This is a genomic window from Shinella zoogloeoides, from assembly GCF_022682305.1.
Taxonomy (GTDB): Bacteria; Pseudomonadota; Alphaproteobacteria; order Rhizobiales; family Rhizobiaceae; genus Shinella; species Shinella zoogloeoides_B.
On record NZ_CP093528.1, the window covers coordinates 2,171,389 to 2,189,789 of the forward strand.

13 protein-coding genes and 1 other RNA gene are annotated in these 18,401 nt (G+C 57.8%); 11 read left to right on the forward strand and 3 right to left on the reverse strand.

Features of this window, described 5'->3' with window-relative positions; translation table 11 throughout:
* Positions 1-73 precede the first annotated feature (73 nt).
* From MOE34_RS11065 to ssrA, 6 genes are all read left to right on the forward strand, one after another.
* Complete coding sequence (locus MOE34_RS11065) at positions 74-1,402, forward strand: putative bifunctional diguanylate cyclase/phosphodiesterase (protein ID WP_242216740.1); 1,329 nt, start codon at positions 74-76, stop codon at positions 1,400-1,402.
* A gap of 1,364 nt (positions 1,403-2,766) precedes the next feature.
* Positions 2,767-4,146 carry a tyrosine-type recombinase/integrase gene (locus MOE34_RS11070; protein ID WP_242216749.1) on the forward strand — a complete coding sequence of 460 codons (1,380 nt, stop codon included), beginning with the start codon at positions 2,767-2,769 and terminating at the stop codon, positions 4,144-4,146.
* Positions 4,147-4,149: 3 nt separating this feature from the next.
* Complete coding sequence (locus tag MOE34_RS11075; protein WP_242216752.1) at positions 4,150-5,994, forward strand: hypothetical protein; 1,845 nt, start codon at positions 4,150-4,152, stop codon at positions 5,992-5,994.
* Complete coding sequence (locus MOE34_RS11080; RefSeq protein WP_242216754.1) at positions 5,991-7,838, forward strand: hypothetical protein; 1,848 nt, start codon at positions 5,991-5,993, stop codon at positions 7,836-7,838. The genes MOE34_RS11075 and MOE34_RS11080 overlap by 4 nt, the downstream gene beginning before the upstream one ends.
* Positions 7,831-8,319 (forward strand): hypothetical protein, encoded by a 489-nt coding sequence (locus MOE34_RS11085; RefSeq protein WP_242216756.1) that lies wholly within the window; start codon positions 7,831-7,833, stop codon positions 8,317-8,319. Before MOE34_RS11080 ends, MOE34_RS11085 begins: the two co-directional genes overlap by 8 nt.
* Positions 8,320-8,675: a transfer-messenger RNA gene (gene ssrA / locus MOE34_RS11090) on the forward strand. It begins immediately after the preceding gene.
* A 208-nt stretch (positions 8,676-8,883) separates the two neighbouring features.
* Here ssrA and MOE34_RS11095 read toward each other — a convergent pair.
* Positions 8,884-10,437 (reverse strand): trimethylamine methyltransferase family protein, encoded by a 1,554-nt coding sequence (locus MOE34_RS11095; protein ID WP_242216757.1) that lies wholly within the window; start codon positions 10,435-10,437, stop codon positions 8,884-8,886.
* 348 nt (positions 10,438-10,785) lie between these two features.
* Here MOE34_RS11095 and MOE34_RS11100 point away from each other — a divergent pair, with 348 nt between their 5' ends.
* From MOE34_RS11100 to MOE34_RS11115, 4 genes are all read left to right on the forward strand, one after another.
* A complete protein-coding gene (locus MOE34_RS11100; RefSeq protein WP_242216759.1) occupies positions 10,786-11,892 on the forward strand; it encodes a mandelate racemase/muconate lactonizing enzyme family protein in 1,107 nt (368 codons plus the stop codon).
* A 36-nt stretch (positions 11,893-11,928) separates the two neighbouring features.
* A complete protein-coding gene (locus MOE34_RS11105) occupies positions 11,929-12,930 on the forward strand; it encodes a glycine betaine ABC transporter substrate-binding protein (protein ID WP_242216761.1) in 1,002 nt (333 codons plus the stop codon).
* Positions 12,931-13,033: 103 nt separating this feature from the next.
* The gene (locus MOE34_RS11110) at positions 13,034-14,566 is read left to right on the forward strand and encodes an FAD-dependent oxidoreductase (protein ID WP_242216763.1); all 1,533 of its coding nucleotides are present in this window, start codon (positions 13,034-13,036) and stop codon (positions 14,564-14,566) included.
* Positions 14,559-15,542, forward strand: a complete 984-nt coding sequence (locus tag MOE34_RS11115) for an ornithine cyclodeaminase family protein (protein ID WP_242216765.1) — start codon at positions 14,559-14,561, stop codon at positions 15,540-15,542. Before MOE34_RS11110 ends, MOE34_RS11115 begins: the two co-directional genes overlap by 8 nt.
* A 29-nt stretch (positions 15,543-15,571) precedes the next feature.
* Here the strand turns inward: MOE34_RS11115 and MOE34_RS11120 are convergent, their stop codons facing one another.
* On the reverse strand, positions 15,572-16,435 hold the full coding sequence (locus tag MOE34_RS11120; protein WP_242223909.1) for a LysR family transcriptional regulator: 864 nt from the start codon (positions 16,433-16,435) through the stop codon (positions 15,572-15,574).
* A gap of 97 nt (positions 16,436-16,532) precedes the next feature.
* Between MOE34_RS11120 and MOE34_RS11125 the strand changes: the two genes are divergently transcribed.
* Complete coding sequence (locus tag MOE34_RS11125) at positions 16,533-17,198, forward strand: GntR family transcriptional regulator (RefSeq protein ID WP_242216766.1); 666 nt, start codon at positions 16,533-16,535, stop codon at positions 17,196-17,198.
* Positions 17,199-17,210: 12 nt separating this feature from the next.
* Here MOE34_RS11125 and MOE34_RS11130 read toward each other — a convergent pair whose 3' ends face one another.
* Entirely contained in the window at positions 17,211-18,374 is a 1,164-nt protein-coding gene (locus tag MOE34_RS11130) for an NAD(P)/FAD-dependent oxidoreductase (protein WP_242216768.1), read from the reverse strand.
* Positions 18,375-18,401 lie beyond the last annotated feature (27 nt).

The following is an 18,401-nucleotide window of genomic DNA, read 5'->3' on the forward strand; positions in this document are numbered from 1 at the left end:
CTGAAGGAATAGGACGTAAAGGTGCCCATGCGGCCACGGATGGGTATGCCGCGGGCAACGACGGTGGCGGCAGTTGAGACAGGCCGAGGACTATTCGCAGAGATTCTGGCTGGCCTACGGCATGGCCTGCCTCGCCGTGGCAGGAATGTCGTTCGGCTGGGGCATCGTCTTCGCGCTGCGGCATGCCTGGGCGCTCGTCATCATCGATATCGCCGTCATCGCCGTCGCCATCATGAGCTTTCTTCTGGCGCGCCGGCGCCGGCTTTCGGCGGCCCTGCTCTTCTCGCAGGCCGCCTTCCTCGCCATCATTCTCGTGTTCTGCCTCGTCTTCGACGTGCCGAACGGCGTAGCGCCGCGGGTCACGCACCTTTTCCTCCTCGTTCTCGCGCTGCTCGGCTACATCAACTACCAGCGGGAGCGCTCGCGCCTCCAGTTCACCGTCATCGCACTCTGTCTCCTGGCCTTCGTGGTCTTCGCCAGCACGCATGTTTCCGTACCCTTCGCCCAGCCGATCCCGGACGAATTCCGGACCCTGGGCACCTGGATCAATTCGGTCATCGCCATCGCCATGCTCTGCGGCGCGGTCTATGTGATGCGGCTGAAATTCGCCCGGAACCTGGACATAGCGCGCGATATCAGAAGCGCACTCACAAACCGGGAATTCGAGCTTTTCTACCAGCCGCAGGTGGACGAAGCCGGCGTGGCGACCGGCGCGGAGGCTCTCCTGCGCCGCAAGCGGCCGGATGGCGGCCATATACCGCCGGCCGCGTTCATTCCCGCCGCCGAGCAGGCCGGCCTGATGCCCGAAATCGGCGACTGGGTGCTTGGCGAAGCCTGCCGGACCCTTGCCTTCTGGCAGCAGGACGCCGCGACACGCCATCTGAAACTGGCGATCAACGTCAATGCCGACCAGTTCATGAAGCCGGATTTCGTCGAGACCCTGATGGCGCGGATCGCCGCGCGCGAACTGGACCCGACCCGCCTCAAGCTCGAGCTGACCGAAAGCATGATGGCCGCCGATATCGATATCGTCGCCGGGAAGATGCGCGCGCTGAGCGCCGCCGGCATCACTATTTCGCTCGACGATTTCGGCACCGGCTATTCCTCGCTCAGCCACCTGCGCCGCCTGCCGGTCCACGAGATCAAGATCGACCGCTCCTTCGTGCAGGAGGCCCCGGAGAGCAAGCGCAACCGCATCCTCCTGAAAAGCATCTTCGACATTGCCGGCATGCTGGAATTCTCGGTCGTCGCGGAAGGCATCGAGACGAAGGAGCAACTGCTGCTGCTGCAATCCTACGGCTGCACCGCCTTCCAGGGCTACTATTTCGGCCGCCCCGTGCCCTTCGCCGAGTTCCAGAAGCAATGGGCGGGCGAAGCACCGTCGCTGGCCGCAAGCGCCTGATCCCGCCTTGAAAAAATCCCTGTCACAAAGCCCTTTCCATGCGCGGCGGGAATGCCTATATGTGGAGTGCTGCTTCGGCAGCTATGGCAATAAACGGGCGGTGTAATAAACCCATTGGACCCGGGGGCGGTATATGAGTTCCGCCGACACCGGGTTGACTTGCCAGCAACATCTAAATTCTCTTTGTCGATTTCCGCTTATCCATAAGCTGCGCGCAGTCGGTCGAGTTGCGCCAAACGCCCTTAACCCTTCTTTGTATCCTCGGGGGTCCGGGGGCAGACAGCCCCCGCCTTGAGCCCGTGCCTTGAGCCCGTGCCTTGAGCCCGTGCCTTGAGCCCGTGCCTTGAGCCCGTGCCTTGAGCCCGTGCCTTGAGCCCGTGCCTTGAGCCCGTGCCTTGAGCCCGTGCCTTGAGCCCGTGCCTTGAGCCCGTGCCTTGAGCCCGTGCCTTGAGCCCGTGCCTTGAGCCCGTGCCTTGAGCCCGTGCCTTGAGCCCGTGTGCCTTGAGCCCGTGCCTTGAGCCCGTGCCTTGAGCCCGTGCCTTGAGCCCGTGCCTTGAGCCCGTGCCTTGAGCCCGTGCCTTGAGCCCGTGCCTTGAGCCCGTGCCTTGAGCCCGTGCCTTGAGCCCGTGCCTTGAGCCCGTGCCTTGAGCCCGTGCCTTGAGCCCGTGCCTTGAGCCCGTGCCTTGAGCCCGTGCCTTGAGCCCGTGCCTTGAGCCCGTGCCGTGCCGTGCCGTGCCGTGCCGTGCCGTGCCGTGCCGTGCCGTGCCGTGCCGTGCCGTGCCGTGCCGTGCCGTGCCGTGCCGTGCCGTGCCGTGCCGTTAACCCTTTCACGGTCATCGCATCCCTGCTGTACCGTACGAACATACTTACACAATAATCAGAGTAAGTCAATGTTATTATTATATTTTTCCGCCAAACCTCACCAGGAAACTCAAAATCACTTCGTTTTTCGGAGCAAAGCCCGGCCAACGCAACCAAACCTTTAATTAGACACTTCTGCTCAGTCTTATGAAATAGTTCACCAACTCGACTCGGAAAAATTGACAAAACTGGAGATGAGCGACGTCAAGCGGTCAGCCCCTTGAATAAAAAAATATTTCAGGGACGATCACGAAAAATATCTACATATATACCTTGAATACTACTTCAAACTGGAACCTTAAATTAATTTAATCAAAGACTCCACACCAAAATCGAAAGCTCGATATCAAAATAAAAGACACCAACAAAAAGAATTTCAAAAACCACGTTAAGTATTATTATTCATACATTTAATTTTTCCCAAATCAAATAAAATTATATTTTCTTCCATTAAATTTATAATTGCCGTATCGAATTTATAAATTTTCATTGAGGCGAGATGGATGGCTTCAGTACATATTCCACGCCGCGCGGAACAAAAAGGCATTCGCAGGTTCGGCGATAAAACACCGTACATACTGGATTCCGGCGATCGTTACCTTGAGGGAGTTAATCACTACATCCACGATCGAATTCGCGGAAAGATTAACCCTGGAGACCTCTCCCGTCCAAAGTCCATGCTTCGCAAGCTTTCTGCAACCACGGCCCGAGCGATCGTCTCCGCGATCTGCGACGGCACCAATTTTTTGGAAAGCGAGATTTCTCACCCATCGCTTGGGTCGCTGAACTGGCTTGATGCACGAGCGTGGATGTTCAATGAGCTCTATGAGCAAGCAATGGCAAAAGGGTTTTGGACGCAATCGTTCTGGAAGCAAGGGATCGCCGAACCACTCGCCTATAACCACACCATTAAAGTCCGGGTTGCGGAAAACCTGCGGTGTGGCAGATGGCTCGAACTTAATGGCTACATAAAGAACTTTAGTGACGAGTCTGACGCTGGTGACGTACCGCGTCACATCATGGAGGCAAACAGAAGCCTCGCGACTGTCAAGGCTAACCTCGCCCCGCAAAGCGCTTGCCAGATTGGGAAGCGACAGAATCCTGCGCACGGCATACCTCCGCCTATCGAAGAAATTTTTGCGTTCATCCAGGCACTGCCAACAGAAACGTCCAAGCTTGTTTCTATATTACTCTACGATACTGGTATGCGCGCAGAAGAAGTGGTGGAGAATACAAAAGTTCCATCTTCTTGGGCCGGCGCGCCACGGAAAACCGACGAGAGCATCGGTTTCTTGCCCGATGTAGACGCATTCTGGGCTGACACATCCTCTTCTCTCGCGGAATGCAAATGGAAGATAGTCGGGAAAGGGAACAAAATTCGATTTGTACGCGCCTCCCCGCGGACCCTTCGCGCAATGTGGAGGTACTGGGCCACGACTAGAAAGAAACTCATTCAACGGTGTCGATCTTCGAGGGACAGGACTACCGATACACTTTTTTTGAACTGCCGCGGCAAGCCGCACAGCTACCACAATCAGTTCTCCGCCATGAGATCGACAAATATCCTTCTTGGCCGCGATTATAGGATAACGCAGCATATCTTACGGCACGCCCATGCATGCACTTACATGGAGACAGCAATCTGCGCCGAAATGAAGTCCAGAAACATCGATATTAACAAAGCCAGCTACGAGGATTTCATGAGGATCGGAGAAGGAGTCCAACTCCTTCTTATGAACGATCTCGGCCATGAATTGATGGCGACAACCGAGAAGTACCTGAAAATGCTCGCACATGGAAAAATCGGGCTTCGGTATCAGATGGCGTTCAACGACAGACTCGACGAATTAGGCGATTTCGACAACTTCAGCGAGGCTGAGTAACTGATGTCAAAGCGAACGATCAAGGGTGTGCTTACAAATGCGACCAGATCGACCGTTCAAGCGCTCGCCGACTTTCCAGATCATGCACCACCAAGTACTACTCAAGATATTCTGGGATTTGATCCGTCTAAGTTGGGAGATTGGCCCCTGTTGTTAAACAGCGTTCCCCTGATACGGCGTGAGTTTTTTAGGCAAGCCCGGCCAGCAACGATAAATAAGATTATAAAAAATCTCAGAAAAATCGCGCAATTCGTCATAATTTATTCAAATGAGTCGGGAAGACTAGTTACCCACGTTAGAAATATTGACGGAAATTTCAGACTTGCTTTCCATAAGCGCTTCCGCGAAGACGTTGACACTGTTCGAGTGTTCAATCGGCTGGTCAAGTGTCTTGGAGGGGAGAAAGAACAGGAAGTGCCGACGCTGCCTACCGCACCCAATACGGCGGTTCGCGAGCTACTTGAATCTAGAGAGATTCAACGAGTTCTGAAGATCGCCAAGAGCGAAGTTCTCATGCTACTCCGCCGGCAGGCCGAAGTGGCTGCAGCCCTCGACAGGCCATTCGATTTCACTCTCCGAGGCAACTGGCAGTTACTTGAGAAGCGCGTTTGGTCAGTGAAAAATGTGCTTCAATTGCAAATGCTGCCGTGGAACGAATTGAATCGTCGTTACCCGATGGTCGTCAAAGGACTGGAAAAACATTTTGGCGCTGAGGGATTTACGCCAGACGGCACCATCGTACGGCGCCCGGGGTTAAACGGCCACCTCCTATATTTCTATCCTGAAGGTAGAGACCTAGCGCCATTTATAATAATAGTAATGCTTCGAACTGGGTTCAATCTATCTGCCCTGGGCACCATGAAAGCAGAACAGTGGTATGCGCCATATCCGTTTAGCTCTCCACCCGGATCGAAGGACGGGATATGCTACATTATTGCGCAAAAGCATCGAGGAAATCGAAGAAAGGGCGAAAGCCCGAGAACTGTCCGAGCTATTTCGCTGATGACACCTTATTCTCACGCTTATCAACTTCTCAAATTTGTTGAGAATGCTACTAAGCAGACACGGTTAGAAATCAAAAGGCAAATAGACTTACTGAGAGATAAAATCTCTTTATCGTCGAAAGAAAAAAGCACACTTAAATACTACGAGACAATAAAGGACCATGTCTTCGTGTACCGCAGTGAAGGCAAGTTCTATTCGATTGTGAATGAGAAAGGAGACCCTCGGCGTTTCCTCTCCGATGCCCTTGAGCACTACGGCATATCACGCGCGAGCAGGTCGCTCAGAGATGCCCACCTCAACTCCGGGCTGGTGTCTCCCGGCGGGAGCTTCGCCGTCATTAAATTGCTGGCCTCCCACAGCGAGAGAATTGTCGCGTATGAACGAAGAAAGCAAACACTGGAGCGAGCTGAGACGACTTTAATCGCAGTGTTTGAGAAAAGTATCGAACTAATAAAACTTCAGCGATACTCAATCACGGCTTTGAAGCGCGAGTTAAGTCACCAGGGCTTTTCGCTCGCTCAGTCGGCAAGTGTTCTCGATCCGGGAACGACCACGGTGTGGGGAAACAGATGCGCAGACCCCACTTTCCCTCCACCCGAGTTTCGCGATGGGGCAACCACTGGACGACCTTGTGTAGGCCAGAGATGCATTGACGGCTGTCCTTTCGCACGCTGGTTTCCTGACGCAGCCGGGCATCTCCAGGCAATTCGCGCCCAGCTTCAACGTGAAATTTCCGCGCTCGGCTATGAGGCCACAATGGGCAGTTCCCACCACCGCCGTCTTAGGGCCGTGGATCATATTCTGCTTGAGCTTTCCGAACATGCAGAACGGCAACCCTCATGAAAGCGAGTGTATCGGCGGCCGTAGAGCAACTGGAGTGGGTCGTCGCGATCAAGGTGAAGGAGGGCAAGCGCCCTCCCTACCTGCCAGATATGCGTTTCACGCCCCTTAGTTTCTACCGGGACAATGTTGTTCTGTTTCCTCCAGATGCAACGACGGCGGGCTCGAAGAGAAAGGCAGTCGTAAACCTTCTAGGCGCCGGACGTTTCAAGGCGCGCAAGGTGGCCGGGCTGCGGAAAGACATAGATACCGCTTTGTTGGAAGCACTGAAGCAAGCAACCGTTTGCTACATTTTCACCCGCGAAATCCTGCCACTTCGACGGAAGAAGCTATCGGCGGTTGGAACTATCCATCGAGAGATCATCTCCGTGCGCCGTTTGCTGCTGGCATTTCGTGAGGTTGGCGTGTCATGTCTGTCACGTGTCACACCTCATCGACTACGCGAAGCACTGACATTTGCAGCGAATGGAAACTCTTCTGATTACCATTTTGAAGTCTTCCTTGATCTCGTCGAAATGAGCCGCACCGGAATGCTTCTACCGGCGCTCCCCGATTATGACTGGGAGCATGAAGTCGACGATTCACCGAAAGACTCGACCGCTGCAAAGGGAAAGCAGGCTCTATCAGAATCCGAAATCGACGCGCTTCTACGGCCATCGCTTGAGATTTTCGAGCATAGATCGGAGATAATCGACGCTATACGCGATATCCACCAATACGAGGTGAGTCCACTCGACGTAAAGGCTTCACTTTCACAAGTTATACCCGTTCTTCATGAGATAGAGCCGAGAAATATACTATATTCTTTAGTGGTCCTCATCATGATTGCCTGTACGAATTTGATCGGCTTTCATCTAGGGCTGCGGCCTTCTGAATTATTATCGCTTCGACGGAATTTCATCAGCTCGCGCTCCGGAAGTCCCGCGTTGGATGAAGAAAAAATCTCTCTGAAATTCACACGCTCCAAGGGGGTGCCGCGGCCCGTGGTGAGGACGATAAGAGTTCACCCTTTTCTAAAGCTCGTAGCGGAGACACTCGAAGATATATTGGACGCTACCGGCGAAACGTCGGACCATATTTTCCCGTCACCCAGCAAACATGAGGAAATGTCTCTCGCCGATCTAAGCAATAGAATGCGCAAGTTTTGCCGGCTGATAAAAGCTCCGGCGAAAGTGACAGGTTATAGCTGGCGAAAAACCGTCATCGACCTGCTCGTCAGATTGATGACGGACGGTCTGACGATCGCCGCGGTAATCATGGACCACATCGACAAGAACGAAGCCGCCGGGTATGCGCTCTCCTCCCCGCATTTAGCCGATGATTTGCAAACCGGCGTTCGCAAAGTCTGGTCGAACCGGCTTGCTGCAATTTTCGAACAGGCGACCGGACCGGAGACGCTCGGAGGGGCGGCCGGAATACGGCTTCAGCAATTTCTCGCTGAACATACTACCGCGACGGATTTGCAGATGAGCCAGGAAGAATTCGTAGCTGACGCAATGGCACAGCACATTTATCCGATCAAAGTCGGACCCGGAAAATTTTGTGTCAAACCGCCATTTTCTCGCGGAAGCTGTTCGTTGATCTCTAAAGATGTGTTGGCCGATTCGGCCAACTGCAAAGCAGGATGCGAGCACCATCTACAGATGCCTGAGCGCCGACAAATAGTAGAAGAGAACATTCACAACCTGAAGCTCTTTTTAAATTCTACGGAAAATTCGCCCATGCAAAAGATTTACGCAGTCAACCAAGTTCGCGAACAGATTGAAGCCTGGCCGGACCTCCGAGGAGTGCTGGACGAGGCCATCGCATCCGACTCCTCTATCGAAAACTGGTTCGAAGATGCCTAAAAATATTCCCGAACAGCTTCAGCTATCTGCTCAGAGTAGGACAGCCGCTTCGCTTAATCGTCTGCATAAAGCCCAGCAGGCGATAAAAGTCGATCTGAAGACCGGAAAACTCGCGCGGACACGGAAGTCTATTGACCGCGCATATGTGCTACGGCGGGCCGGCTTGAACCCCGATTTCCTTAAAGGACCTAAGCACGCCGTTGCGACTCGCGAGGCAGTTCAGAGTTTCGTTGACTCCGTGAACAGGCATCTCACGAAAAGGGACGACGATCCCCACCTGAAGATCGCAATGCTTCGGGAGGAACTTGCCGAGTGGCAGGCAAAGTACCAACGAATAGCCGACCAAATCAATGACTGGGCGATCCGCCTCAGGAGCCTGCAACGAAAGAACCGGGAACTGAAAATTCAGCTCGATCAAATAGGCAGTCAATCAGGAACCACGGTGGTTTCGCTGAAGGGTCGCGGTCGCGACCTAAGATAGGCTCTTGTCTTTCGCAAGATCGGTGCCTATGTATGAGATGCTCCGCAAGGAGACTATGGCGCTAAACCTTATGTGCAATAGGTGAACAGGACGCGGCTTCGACGCCGCCGCCTCCACCAAAAACCGCTCGGTAGGAGCGGCTTTTGATGGGGGCGACATGGGATCGACTGGCACTGAAAGACATGAGCTGTGCTCGGCATGATACCGCCGTTATCGGGTCAAAATAGTAGTTGCAAACGACAACTATGCGGAAGCTCGTCTCGCTGCTTAATCGCGGTGTGACACTTCAAATCAAGTCCTAAGGGGTCGCACTCTTAGGCGGGGTTCGGAGGTACCTGGCAACAGAAACCTCCACCTTCACGCCCTTCGCTGCATGTTCATTCCAATGGTCTCCCGATCGCGGGATCGAAACCCCTGCTCTCGATGTTTACCCAACGGGCAAAGCGGTCTCACAGTGCCTGCGGCCGCTAAATCTCTTCCAGCGAAGAGCTAGACGGCACACCGCGAGATCGCCCCAATCGCACCGTCCGAACGACGAGTGAATTTGCTAAAACCTGGCCCTTTTCATCGTTCGGTATTCAGAGCGTCTTCGGCGGGAATCGCCCGCTTACGCCTTGCCATGTAGTCCCGCAACGCCTCGTCGGTCCCCTCGTCGAGTTTGGGCTCTTCATAGTCCCTAAGTAGCTTTCGAGCATACTGTAGTGCGCGTTCGGTTATTTCGACACTGCCTTCTGCCTGCCATTGCTCGATGGAGTCGTTGTTAAATAGCTTCGGCATGTAGAAGGCCCGCTGGAAGTTGGCCTGCGTATGCGGGTGACCGAGGAAATGGCCGCCGGGGCCAATATCGCGAACGGCTTGCATCGCTTCGTCGAAGTCATCCCACCGGACTCCCTCCGCCATCCTGTAGCCCATGGCGCACATGTCTGCATCGACTACGAACTTGGCGACCGAACACTGCATACCCGCCTCGTTCCATCCCGCGGAATGCCAGATAAAGTTCGCGCCCGCGTGGAGCACGGCGTTCAAAGTCATCGCGCTCTCGTACCCTGATTGCGCGTCGAACGTTTTCGCGCCACCGAGGAGGTTCGATGTCCGCCACGGAATGCCGTAATGTCTGGCCATCTGCCCAATCATGAAGTTCATCAGGCTGATTTCGGGGGTGCCCGCCATCGGCGCTCCTGACTTCATGGAGACGGTCGACAGAAAGTGACCGTAGATCGCGGGAGCTCCCTTTCGAACCACCTGCGTGTAGGAAAGGGCGGCAAGCGCCTCGGCGTTCAACTGGGCGACCGTGGGAGCGGTAGACGCGGGAGTGTTGGCGCCGCCGAGCGCGAAAGGCGAGCATAGGACAGGCTGGTTTCTACGGCTAAACGCGCGGATCGCCGCAAGCATGGTTTCGTCCCAGACAAGCGGGGAGTTTCCGTTGGCATTGCCGGTAATGACGGGCGTGGTCTCCATCACGTCGCGGCTGAACAGGATTTCGCACATGTCGAGCACGTCGTCGGCGTTCCGGCCCGTCGTCGCCATGCCCATGAACATCTTGTCGGAGTATTTGATCGAGGTGTACGCGATCTCCAAGTGCCGATGGCTCACCTTGACGTCCATCGGCTCGATGATGTGGTGAGAGGTGCAGTGAAGGGCGGGCGACATCTGCGTCAGCTTCACGAGCATCTGGAGGTCGGCAAGGCTGGCCCAGCGTCTCTCGTTATCGAGCCCGCGTATATACGGCGCGCCTCCCATGGGCGCGAAGATCGAATAGCTGCCTCCGAAATCCAGATTCCGGGCGGGGTTTCTGGCACGGTACTGCCAGCCGGAAGGGATCGTCGAAATCAACTGGCGAACCAGCCCGCGGTCGAGATGAACGCGTTCGCCCCGTACGTCGGCCCCGACCGCCCTCCAGTCCGATAACGCGCGCTCATCCCTGAAGACAATCCCGACGTCCTCAAGGATCGACATTGATGCGTCGTCAATCCGGGCGACCTGCGCTTCGTCCATGACGTCGCATGTCGGTATTCCTCGCTTGAGCGAAGGAAGCATCTCGAGATCGGGCGCGCAGCGCAATGCCCGCCGAGCGTCACGCCCGCCGCTTCGAACAACCTTTGCGCCTTCGATACTCACACTCCCCTCCCTGACCCCGTCTTGCCTTTCCGATCGCGGCTTTCGAGCGTCCACATCTCGGTCAGGAAAGCATCTCACAGCCACTTGAGAACTTGGAATTCGAAATACTTTGGCTTTGCATGCGTTTTCCTCATGCGAAGTGTCAGCGTGCGCTACGGATGTGCGTCGTCCGGCACAAAAGATGGCCTCATGCGCAATTAAATGCTGGGCCAAGGTTGACATGGGTGGGCTTCAAAATATTATACGATCCAATCTTTTCATATAAAATCTCTTCCGACCACATGTCGTTAGGGGCAGCCGAACTGCTGTCCCGACACGCGAGACTCTTTGCGTTCAAGGGAAGACGGAATGAAGATCACGGGCATAAACGTATATGCAGTCGATCTCCCGGTCGTGGGAGGCGAGTACCGTATGGCCTCGACCACGAACCGCGTCCTCCATTCGACAGTGGTGGAACTGGAAACCGATCGGGGGTTTAGCGGCTATGGCGAGGTGTGTCCCGCCGGGAGCGTTTACCAGCCTCAGCACGCCCTCGGCGCACGGGCGGCCCTCCAGGAGATGTGCCCTTCCCTGCTGGGTTTGAATCCCCTTCACACGGAAAATGTCGCGCGGGCTATGGATGCGACCCTGAACGGGTCCCGTTACGCCAAGGCGGCAGTCGACATCGCCCTCTGGGACATTGCCGGAAAGGCCTACGGAAAGCGGGTGTGCGACCTTCTTGGCGGCGCTGTTCGCGAGTCCGTCCCATCCTACTATTCGACAACGGTAATGTCTCCGGAAGACACCGCAGCGCTGGTCGCCGAGAAACAGGCCGAGGGCTACCCGCGAATTCAGACGAAGGTGGGCGGCCGATCTCTCGACGAGGATATCGCGACGATCCGCAAGGTCGGCGAGATCATCCGCCCTGATGTCAAGTGGGCGGTGGATGTCAACCGCGGCTGGTCTACGCGCGATGCGATCACCGCCTCGCGACTGACCGAAAGCCTTCCCTTCGTTCTGGAGCAGCCCTGCAATTCCTACGAAGAAATCGCGAACATCCGCGCGCAGGTTCGCCATCCGATTTACCTCGACGAATCCACCGAGCACCTCGGCGTGATCCTCAAAGCGGCGGTGCTGGGAACGGCCGACGGCTTCGGCCTCAAAGTCACGAGGCTGGGCGGACTGAGCACCATGCGAACGGTCCGCGATGTCTGTCATTTCGCCCGCCTCCCGTTCAGCTGCGACGACGCGTGGGGCGGCGACATCATCGCCGCGGCCTGCGTTCATCTTGCCGCAACCGTGCACCCTTCCTTGTGCGAAGGCGCCTGGATAGCCGCTCCGTACATCGAAGGACACTACGACGAGAGCGCGGGCGTGAGAATCAAAGACGGATGGATCGACGTGCCGAAAGGCCCCGGCCTCGGGATCGCGCCGAACATCGCGGCGCTGGGAAAACCGATCCAGCGTCACGGCTGAGAGAGTGTGTGTTCAACATAGAAAAGGGGAACCAAAATGAAGAACACGTTGCTTGCCATGTCCTTGCTTTCCTCGATGGCGTGCATGACGACCACGGCGCTTGCGGCCGATTGCGGCAGCATCACCATCGCAGACGTCAATTCCCAGAGCTCGGACTTCCTGTCGAGCCTCGACAAGTACATTCTCAATACGGGGTACGGTTGCAACGCCGACGTGGCGATCGGCGGCACAGTTCCATCGATCACGTCTCTCGTCGAAAAGGGCAACCCCAATGTCGTTTCCGAGGCGTGGGTCGACCTGGTCGGGGAAGTGGTGCAGAAGGGAATCGACGAAAACCGGATATCGCTGGCCGCGCCGGTATTCTCCGAAGGTGGCATTCAGGGATGGTTCATTCCGAAATACCTCGCGGAAGCCCATCCCGATATCAAGACAATTCCCGACGCGCTGAAGCATCCCGAACTTTTCCCCAATGCGGAAAATCCGTCGCGCGGGGCGATCTACCAGGGGCCGCAGGGCTGGGGTTCGACCATCGTCACCGGCCAGCTTTACAAGGCGTATAAGGCCGCGGATGCCGGATTCGACATCGTCGATACGGGTTCCGCCGCGGGATTGGACGGCTCGATCGCGAAGGCATACGAGCGCAAGGAAGGCTGGCTCGGCGTATACTGGGCGCCGACCGCGCTGCTGGCGAAGTACCCGCTGGTCAAGCTAGACGCCGGTGCTCCGGTCGACGAGGCCGAGTGGAAGCGGTGCATGACCACCCCGGACTGCCCCGACCCGAAGATCAGCGAATGGCCGAAGGACCGCGTCTATACGCTCGTGTCGACCGAACTGGCCGCGAACACGAAGCCCGAAGTCATCCAATACCTGAAGACCCGTTCGTTCACGAACGACCAGATCGGCGAGTTGCTTCTCTGGATGACCGAGAACCAAGCGACGGGCGAGCAAGGCGTGAACCATTTCCTGGAGACCAATCCCGAGCTCTGGCGGACCTGGGTGACGGCGGAAGCAGCCAAGAACATCGAGGCCAGCCTTTAGGCTGATCGCGGCTTGCAGGACGGCCGCTTGTCCCGGACGCATCGACGGGACACGGCGGCCGTTCGGCAGATTCCAGGGCCAGGATTTTGGAAACGGACAGGAAATGGACAACGAATTCGACGTGCTAGTTATCGGCGGCGGGATAATCGGCGCTTCAGCCGCACACCACACGGCCTCGGCCGGATACAAGACCCTGCTTGTCGAGAAAGGAGACTACGGGTCCGGAACGACCAGCCGAACATCTCGCATGCACAACTGCGGCTTCATGTATTTCGTCGACGCGCATAACTCCCTTCTCGACCTCCTTCGCCATCCTTTTGCCCTTCTCAAATCCCTCGAACTCGCAAGGCGGACGATGCGGGAGCGCGCGGCGTTTGTCCGTTCGTCCCCGGACAGGGTCCGAAAGGTGGAGTTCTTGATTCCGCTCGAGCCGCAAAGGGGCATCACGAAATCCAAGATGTGGATCGCGTCGACATTCCTTCGGCTCTCGGGGGGATACGCGGTGTCTTTGGAACCCAGGTTTCTCGGCAGGGCCGCTGCCAATTCGGCTCCCCTGATCAGCATGATGAGCGGCTCGTCGGAGGTACATGGCGCCTTCCGCTTTGCGGAATACCAATACCGGTGGCCGGAGCGGATCGTTGTAGACACGATCATGAAAGCGCGTGACGCCGGCCTCGACGCCCGGAACTACACCAAGGTCGTGGCCCTGGAACACAAGAGGGACCGTTGGGTGGCGACGCTCGAACAGGACGGACGACAGCACAACGTGTTTTCCAACGCCATCATCAACGCCGCCGGCGCGTGGGTCGATCATGTGACGAACCTCGTGCCGACCCCGGGCCCGTTCCTGAACACGGGCGCCAAAGGCGTAAACCTCCTGATCCGCCTGCCTCAAGAGGCCCGTGGATTTGGCATGGAGACAGTGACCTCCCGCGGCGCCCCGTTCTATGTCATGCCGTGGGGCGATTGCCATTACGTCGGACCGGCCGACAGCCCGGCGGATGCCGAGCAAACGCCCTTTCGGGCGACCGACGCCGAAATCGGCCAAATCCTTTCGGACGCGAACGAGATGTTCCCGACGCTGAACCTGTCGGCGGCGGATGTCCGCTATAGCTGGGCGGGGGTGCGGCCACGGACCGCGGCCGAGGGGAAGCTACTGGGATCGCTCGACGTACGGGAACACGACCTGTCGAAGCGTGGGCTTCCCAATTTCTTCGTTTTCACCGGCGGACTGATCATGACCCATAGGGACGCGGGGCGCAGGCTGCTGAAGCTTGTCAGGAAACATGTACGTCCCAGCTCGGCTCCAAAGCCGATCGACTACAACCTCTCCGCTCAGCCAGACGAAAACACGCTGAGCCGGGAAAGCGTCCGCAGGTCGATAGAATCCGAACAGGCGCGCACCCTGAGCGACATACTGCGCAGGCGGCTTTCCCTCGGCTGGGACGAAGACCTCGCCCTGTCCAGTGTCAGACAGGCGGCCGATCTGGCGGGCGGCATCCTCTCCTGGTCCGAAGAGCGAAAGCTCGCGGAAATCGAGGCGTACGTTTCGGAAGTCGAGAGCGATTTCAGACCGCAGAGCGCGCTCGTCGCGGATTACAGAACAGCGAAGGCCCTCCGTGATACCCATGCATAACCTGTTCCATCTGGGCGCGGACGATGTCCGCAGGCATCTGCCCGGCAACACGGCTATCGAGGCCCTCCGTCGTTTCCATGCCGGGCAGTCGATGCCGATCACCGATCGTCAGGTCGTCCGGGACCGCTCGCCTTCTACAAACACCTTCGCGTCGTTGACGGCATGGAGCCCCGGCCGATACATAGCCGTCAAACTGGTCGGAGCCTTTCCCGGAAATCCCGCCCTCCCCTCGCCGGAGCCAGCGGTTCAAGGACTCGTCGCGCTGTTTGACGGCACCACCGGTCGGCCGCTCATGACTTGCGACGGGGCCGCCTTGACGCAGGTGAAAACCGCGGCGGACTCGGCGCTCGCGGCGGAACTTCTTTCCCGTCCGGACAGTTCCACGCTGCTTCTGGTCGGAGCCGGCGGTCTGGCCGCGGAGTTTGCGACCGCCATGAGGGTGGTCCGGCCGTCAATCAATCGCATCCTGGTCTGGAATCGAAGCGGAGGCCGTGCCGATGCCCTCGCTGCCGCTCTGTCCGAGACTCATTGCGAAGCCGAGGCGGTTTCCGACCTGTCGGCAGCGCTCTCCGAGGCGGACATCGTTTCGGCGCTCACGATGTCGGAGACTCCGATCGTTCTCGGGCGCGAGGTTAAAGCCGGCGTGCACATCGACCTGGTCGGCTCCTACCTCCCGGAGATGCGAGAAGGCGACGACGAGTTGATCAGACGGTCGGGGAGAATCTACGTCGATACCCTTTTCGACTGCAGGAACAGCGGTGACATCTGCCAGCCCCTGGCTTCGGGAGCGCTGCGCGACGACATGATCGCCGGCGACCTATTCGAACTGTGCACCGCGAAAACCGTCGGCCGACGGGATGACCGAGACATCACGCTGTTCAAGAACATCGGTGGCGCGCATCTCGACCTCGTCGTTGCGGCCGAACTCTACCGTTCTGTCCTTCTGCAACGGAATGGATCGTGCAATTCCGGGTGAACGCGGGAAGGACCTCCCAAAAGACGAAATCAATCTGCCGGCTGGCGGGAGAAAGCCGCCTTCACTAGATCGGCGAGTGTCGTGCTGGCGGATGTTGGCTCCGCGCCCCAAATTAAGCGGATTTCGAACGAAGGTAGTGCAAAGAAGCCTTCTGTCTCGCCGAGCACGACCATGTCGTCAGTGACATAGGATGCGGGCAGCGGTGCGACGGCGAGATCGGCGGCGGTCGCGGCCCGCTGCATCATCGTATGAGCGCTCAGGTAGGCGATTCGATAGGCCCGTCCCTGCTGCTCCAACTGTGCGATAGCGGCGGTCCTCCAGATGCACCCTTCTCCGTACAGCGCCAGCGGAAGTGGTTCACGCCTGTAGGCGGTGCCTCCCTTGGCACCGACCCACACCGTCCTCCCTTCCGCAAGCAGTTCGCCACGAGCGACCGCTCTGGTCTTGGCGGCATTGATGACTGCAAGGTCCAGCTGACCACGCTCCGCACGCCGCAGCAACGCCTCGCTCGTGTCGGCTACCACGTCCACGCTGATCGACGGATAGTTTGATTCTAGGCTTTTCAGTATGGGCGGGAGAACGCGCTCTGCGACATCGTGCGGAGCTCCAAACCTGACTGTGCCCTGCAGGTCGGGCATAACGAACTGCGCCACGGCTTCGTTCGACAGTGACAGTAATCGCCTGGCGCTTGAGAGAAGCTTCTCGCCATCTAGCGTCAGCGCGACGCTTCGGGAGTCACGCTCGAAGAGCGAAACGCCAAGCTGGTCTTCCAGCTTCTTGATTTGCATCGAGACGGCCGACGGCGTTCTGCCCACCACGAGCGCGGCCCTCGAAAAATTTCCCGTGTCCGCGATTGCCACAAAGGTTCGCAGGCAGTCGAGGTCCAGCGTCATCAACGATTCACGCACGTTGAGCACCGCCGAGAACTCCGGTTGAAAATGTTATCCAATCCATGGCAATTTGATCCAAACGCTTTGAGGCTTCGACGACATGGAAGAAAATATTCGCACTCCCGGAAAACCAGCCCCCGACGTCGTCCGCGACGGCATGCGGGCGGCCATCATCGCCGGCGACTTCGAGGAAGGCAGTCCGCTGCGCCAGGACGAGATCGCCGAGATGTACGGGACATCCCGAATCCCTGTCCGCGAAGCCTTGCGCCAGCTCGAAAGCGAAGGACTCGTCAGCTTCCACCGGAACAGGGGATTCGTCGTCAAGGGAATCTCCATAGAAGATGTACTCGAGCTTCTCGAAATCCGGGTGGCGCTGGAATGCCGCGCCCTGAAACTCGCTATCCCGAACATGGCTTTCGAAGACTTCGAAGCCGCCGAGGCGATCTTGAAGACCTACGACGAATCCCAGGACCAGTCGGCATGGGGAGAACTGAACTGGCAATTCCACTGGACGCTGTATGTGCCCTGCCAGAGGCCGAAGCTACTCGACATGATCGAGGCCAACTACGGCCACGTAAGCCGCTACACGCGTCGCCAGGTTTCGCTCGCCACCGGAAAGGCACGACCGCAACACGACCACGTCCAGCTCCTTGAGTACTGCAGGAACGGCGACGTGGACGCTGCGGTGAGTCTGCTCGAGAAGCATATCGAGCAGACCCAGCGCTCCCTTCGGGCTTCGATGCGCCGCGCCGAGGCTGCCAGGTAGCCGGCCCGCCCCTTAGATGATGCCCCGTTCACGGAGCGGCGCGTTGTCGATCACGCGCTGCCAGCCGAAGCGTGTCAGGTCCATGGTTTCGTAACGCCCGCGCAGCAGCAGTTCGGCCATCGCCAGCCCGCAGCCTGGCGCGTGCATGAGACCATGGCCAGAGAAGCCCGCCAGCATATGGAAGTTCTCCAGCCCGTCGGCACCGGGACCCATGATCACGTTGCCGTCGAGATCGTTCTGGTCGTAGAGGCCGGGAAGCGTGTTCTTGCACTTCGTCTTCTCGAATTGCGGGAAGCGATGGGCCAGAGCCGGCCAGACGACGTTCTCGAAATAGTCGTGGTCGACGTCGAAATTGTAGCCCCGCGGCTCTTCGAGCGTGGGCACGCCGCCTGAGTACCCCTTGCCTTCCGGCCGGAAAGCAAGACGCTCGGGGTCCTTGAGGTAGGGCAGCGGCTCGATCGGTTCTTCGGATTCGAAGTAGTGCTCGAAGCGGCGGAGCGGCTCGATCGGAACCTTGAAGCCCAGCATCGCGCAGAGGTCCTTCGCCCACGCGCCCGCGGCATTGACGAACTGGCTGGCCTCGATCTGCGCGCCGGATTTGAGGTGAGCGCGCAGAACGGCATTGCCCTGGCGGTCAAAACCCGTGACCTCGTCTGCCACGAAGTCCGCCCCGAGCGACCTGGCCTTCTTGCGGAACCCCATGAGGACGCTGTGGGGATCGAGCCAGCCGTCGTCGGGCGAGTGGACCGCGGCGCCGAGGTCCGAAACGTTCATCGACGGGAACTTGTGCTTGAGTTCGTCGGGCTCAAGCCAGACGACATTACAACCCATCTCCGTTTCGGTCTCGAAGTTGCTTTTCAGCATGTCCCGGGCGGAAGGAGGCACGATAAAGAGGTAGCCGTTCTTCTTGAGGCCGATCTCCGCCTTTTCGCCGTCGACGGCCATCGTCTCCGAGAAATTGTCGAAGAACGGAATGCTGAAATTCGACAGGGCGATGTTTTCGGGCAGGGAGAAGAGGCGACGCACGCCGCCCGATGCCCGGGGCGTAGACGCGAGATTGTAGGTCGGGTCGCGCTCGATCACCGTCACGCCGACGCTGGGGTCCTGCGTTTTCAGGAAGTAGGCGAGCGCCGCGCCGATGGCCCCGCCGCCTACGATAACAATGTCCGTTTTCATCTTCGTCCTTCCTTTTCGGAGATATTC

What these genes read in the sequence shown, in the direction of transcription:
- MOE34_RS11080 (WP_242216754.1), top strand. Translation starts at nt 5,991, where the DNA reads ATGAAAGCGAGTGTATCGGCGGCCGTAGAGCAACTGGAGTGGGTCGTC.
- MOE34_RS11075 (WP_242216752.1), top strand. Translation starts at nt 4,150, where the DNA reads ATGTCAAAGCGAACGATCAAGGGTGTGCTTACAAATGCGACCAGATCG.
- MOE34_RS11070 (WP_242216749.1), top strand. Translation starts at nt 2,767, where the DNA reads ATGGCTTCAGTACATATTCCACGCCGCGCGGAACAAAAAGGCATTCGC.
- MOE34_RS11120 (WP_242223909.1), bottom strand. Translation starts at nt 16,435, where the DNA reads ATGACGCTGGACCTCGACTGCCTGCGAACCTTTGTGGCAATCGCGGAC.
- MOE34_RS11100 (WP_242216759.1), top strand. Translation starts at nt 10,786, where the DNA reads ATGAAGATCACGGGCATAAACGTATATGCAGTCGATCTCCCGGTCGTG.
- MOE34_RS11130 (WP_242216768.1), bottom strand. Translation starts at nt 18,374, where the DNA reads ATGAAAACGGACATTGTTATCGTAGGCGGCGGGGCCATCGGCGCGGCG.
- MOE34_RS11125 (WP_242216766.1), top strand. Translation starts at nt 16,533, where the DNA reads ATGGAAGAAAATATTCGCACTCCCGGAAAACCAGCCCCCGACGTCGTC.
- MOE34_RS11105 (WP_242216761.1), top strand. Translation starts at nt 11,929, where the DNA reads ATGAAGAACACGTTGCTTGCCATGTCCTTGCTTTCCTCGATGGCGTGC.
- MOE34_RS11085 (WP_242216756.1), top strand. Translation starts at nt 7,831, where the DNA reads ATGCCTAAAAATATTCCCGAACAGCTTCAGCTATCTGCTCAGAGTAGG.
- MOE34_RS11110 (WP_242216763.1), top strand. Translation starts at nt 13,034, where the DNA reads ATGGACAACGAATTCGACGTGCTAGTTATCGGCGGCGGGATAATCGGC.
- MOE34_RS11115 (WP_242216765.1), top strand. Translation starts at nt 14,559, where the DNA reads ATGCATAACCTGTTCCATCTGGGCGCGGACGATGTCCGCAGGCATCTG.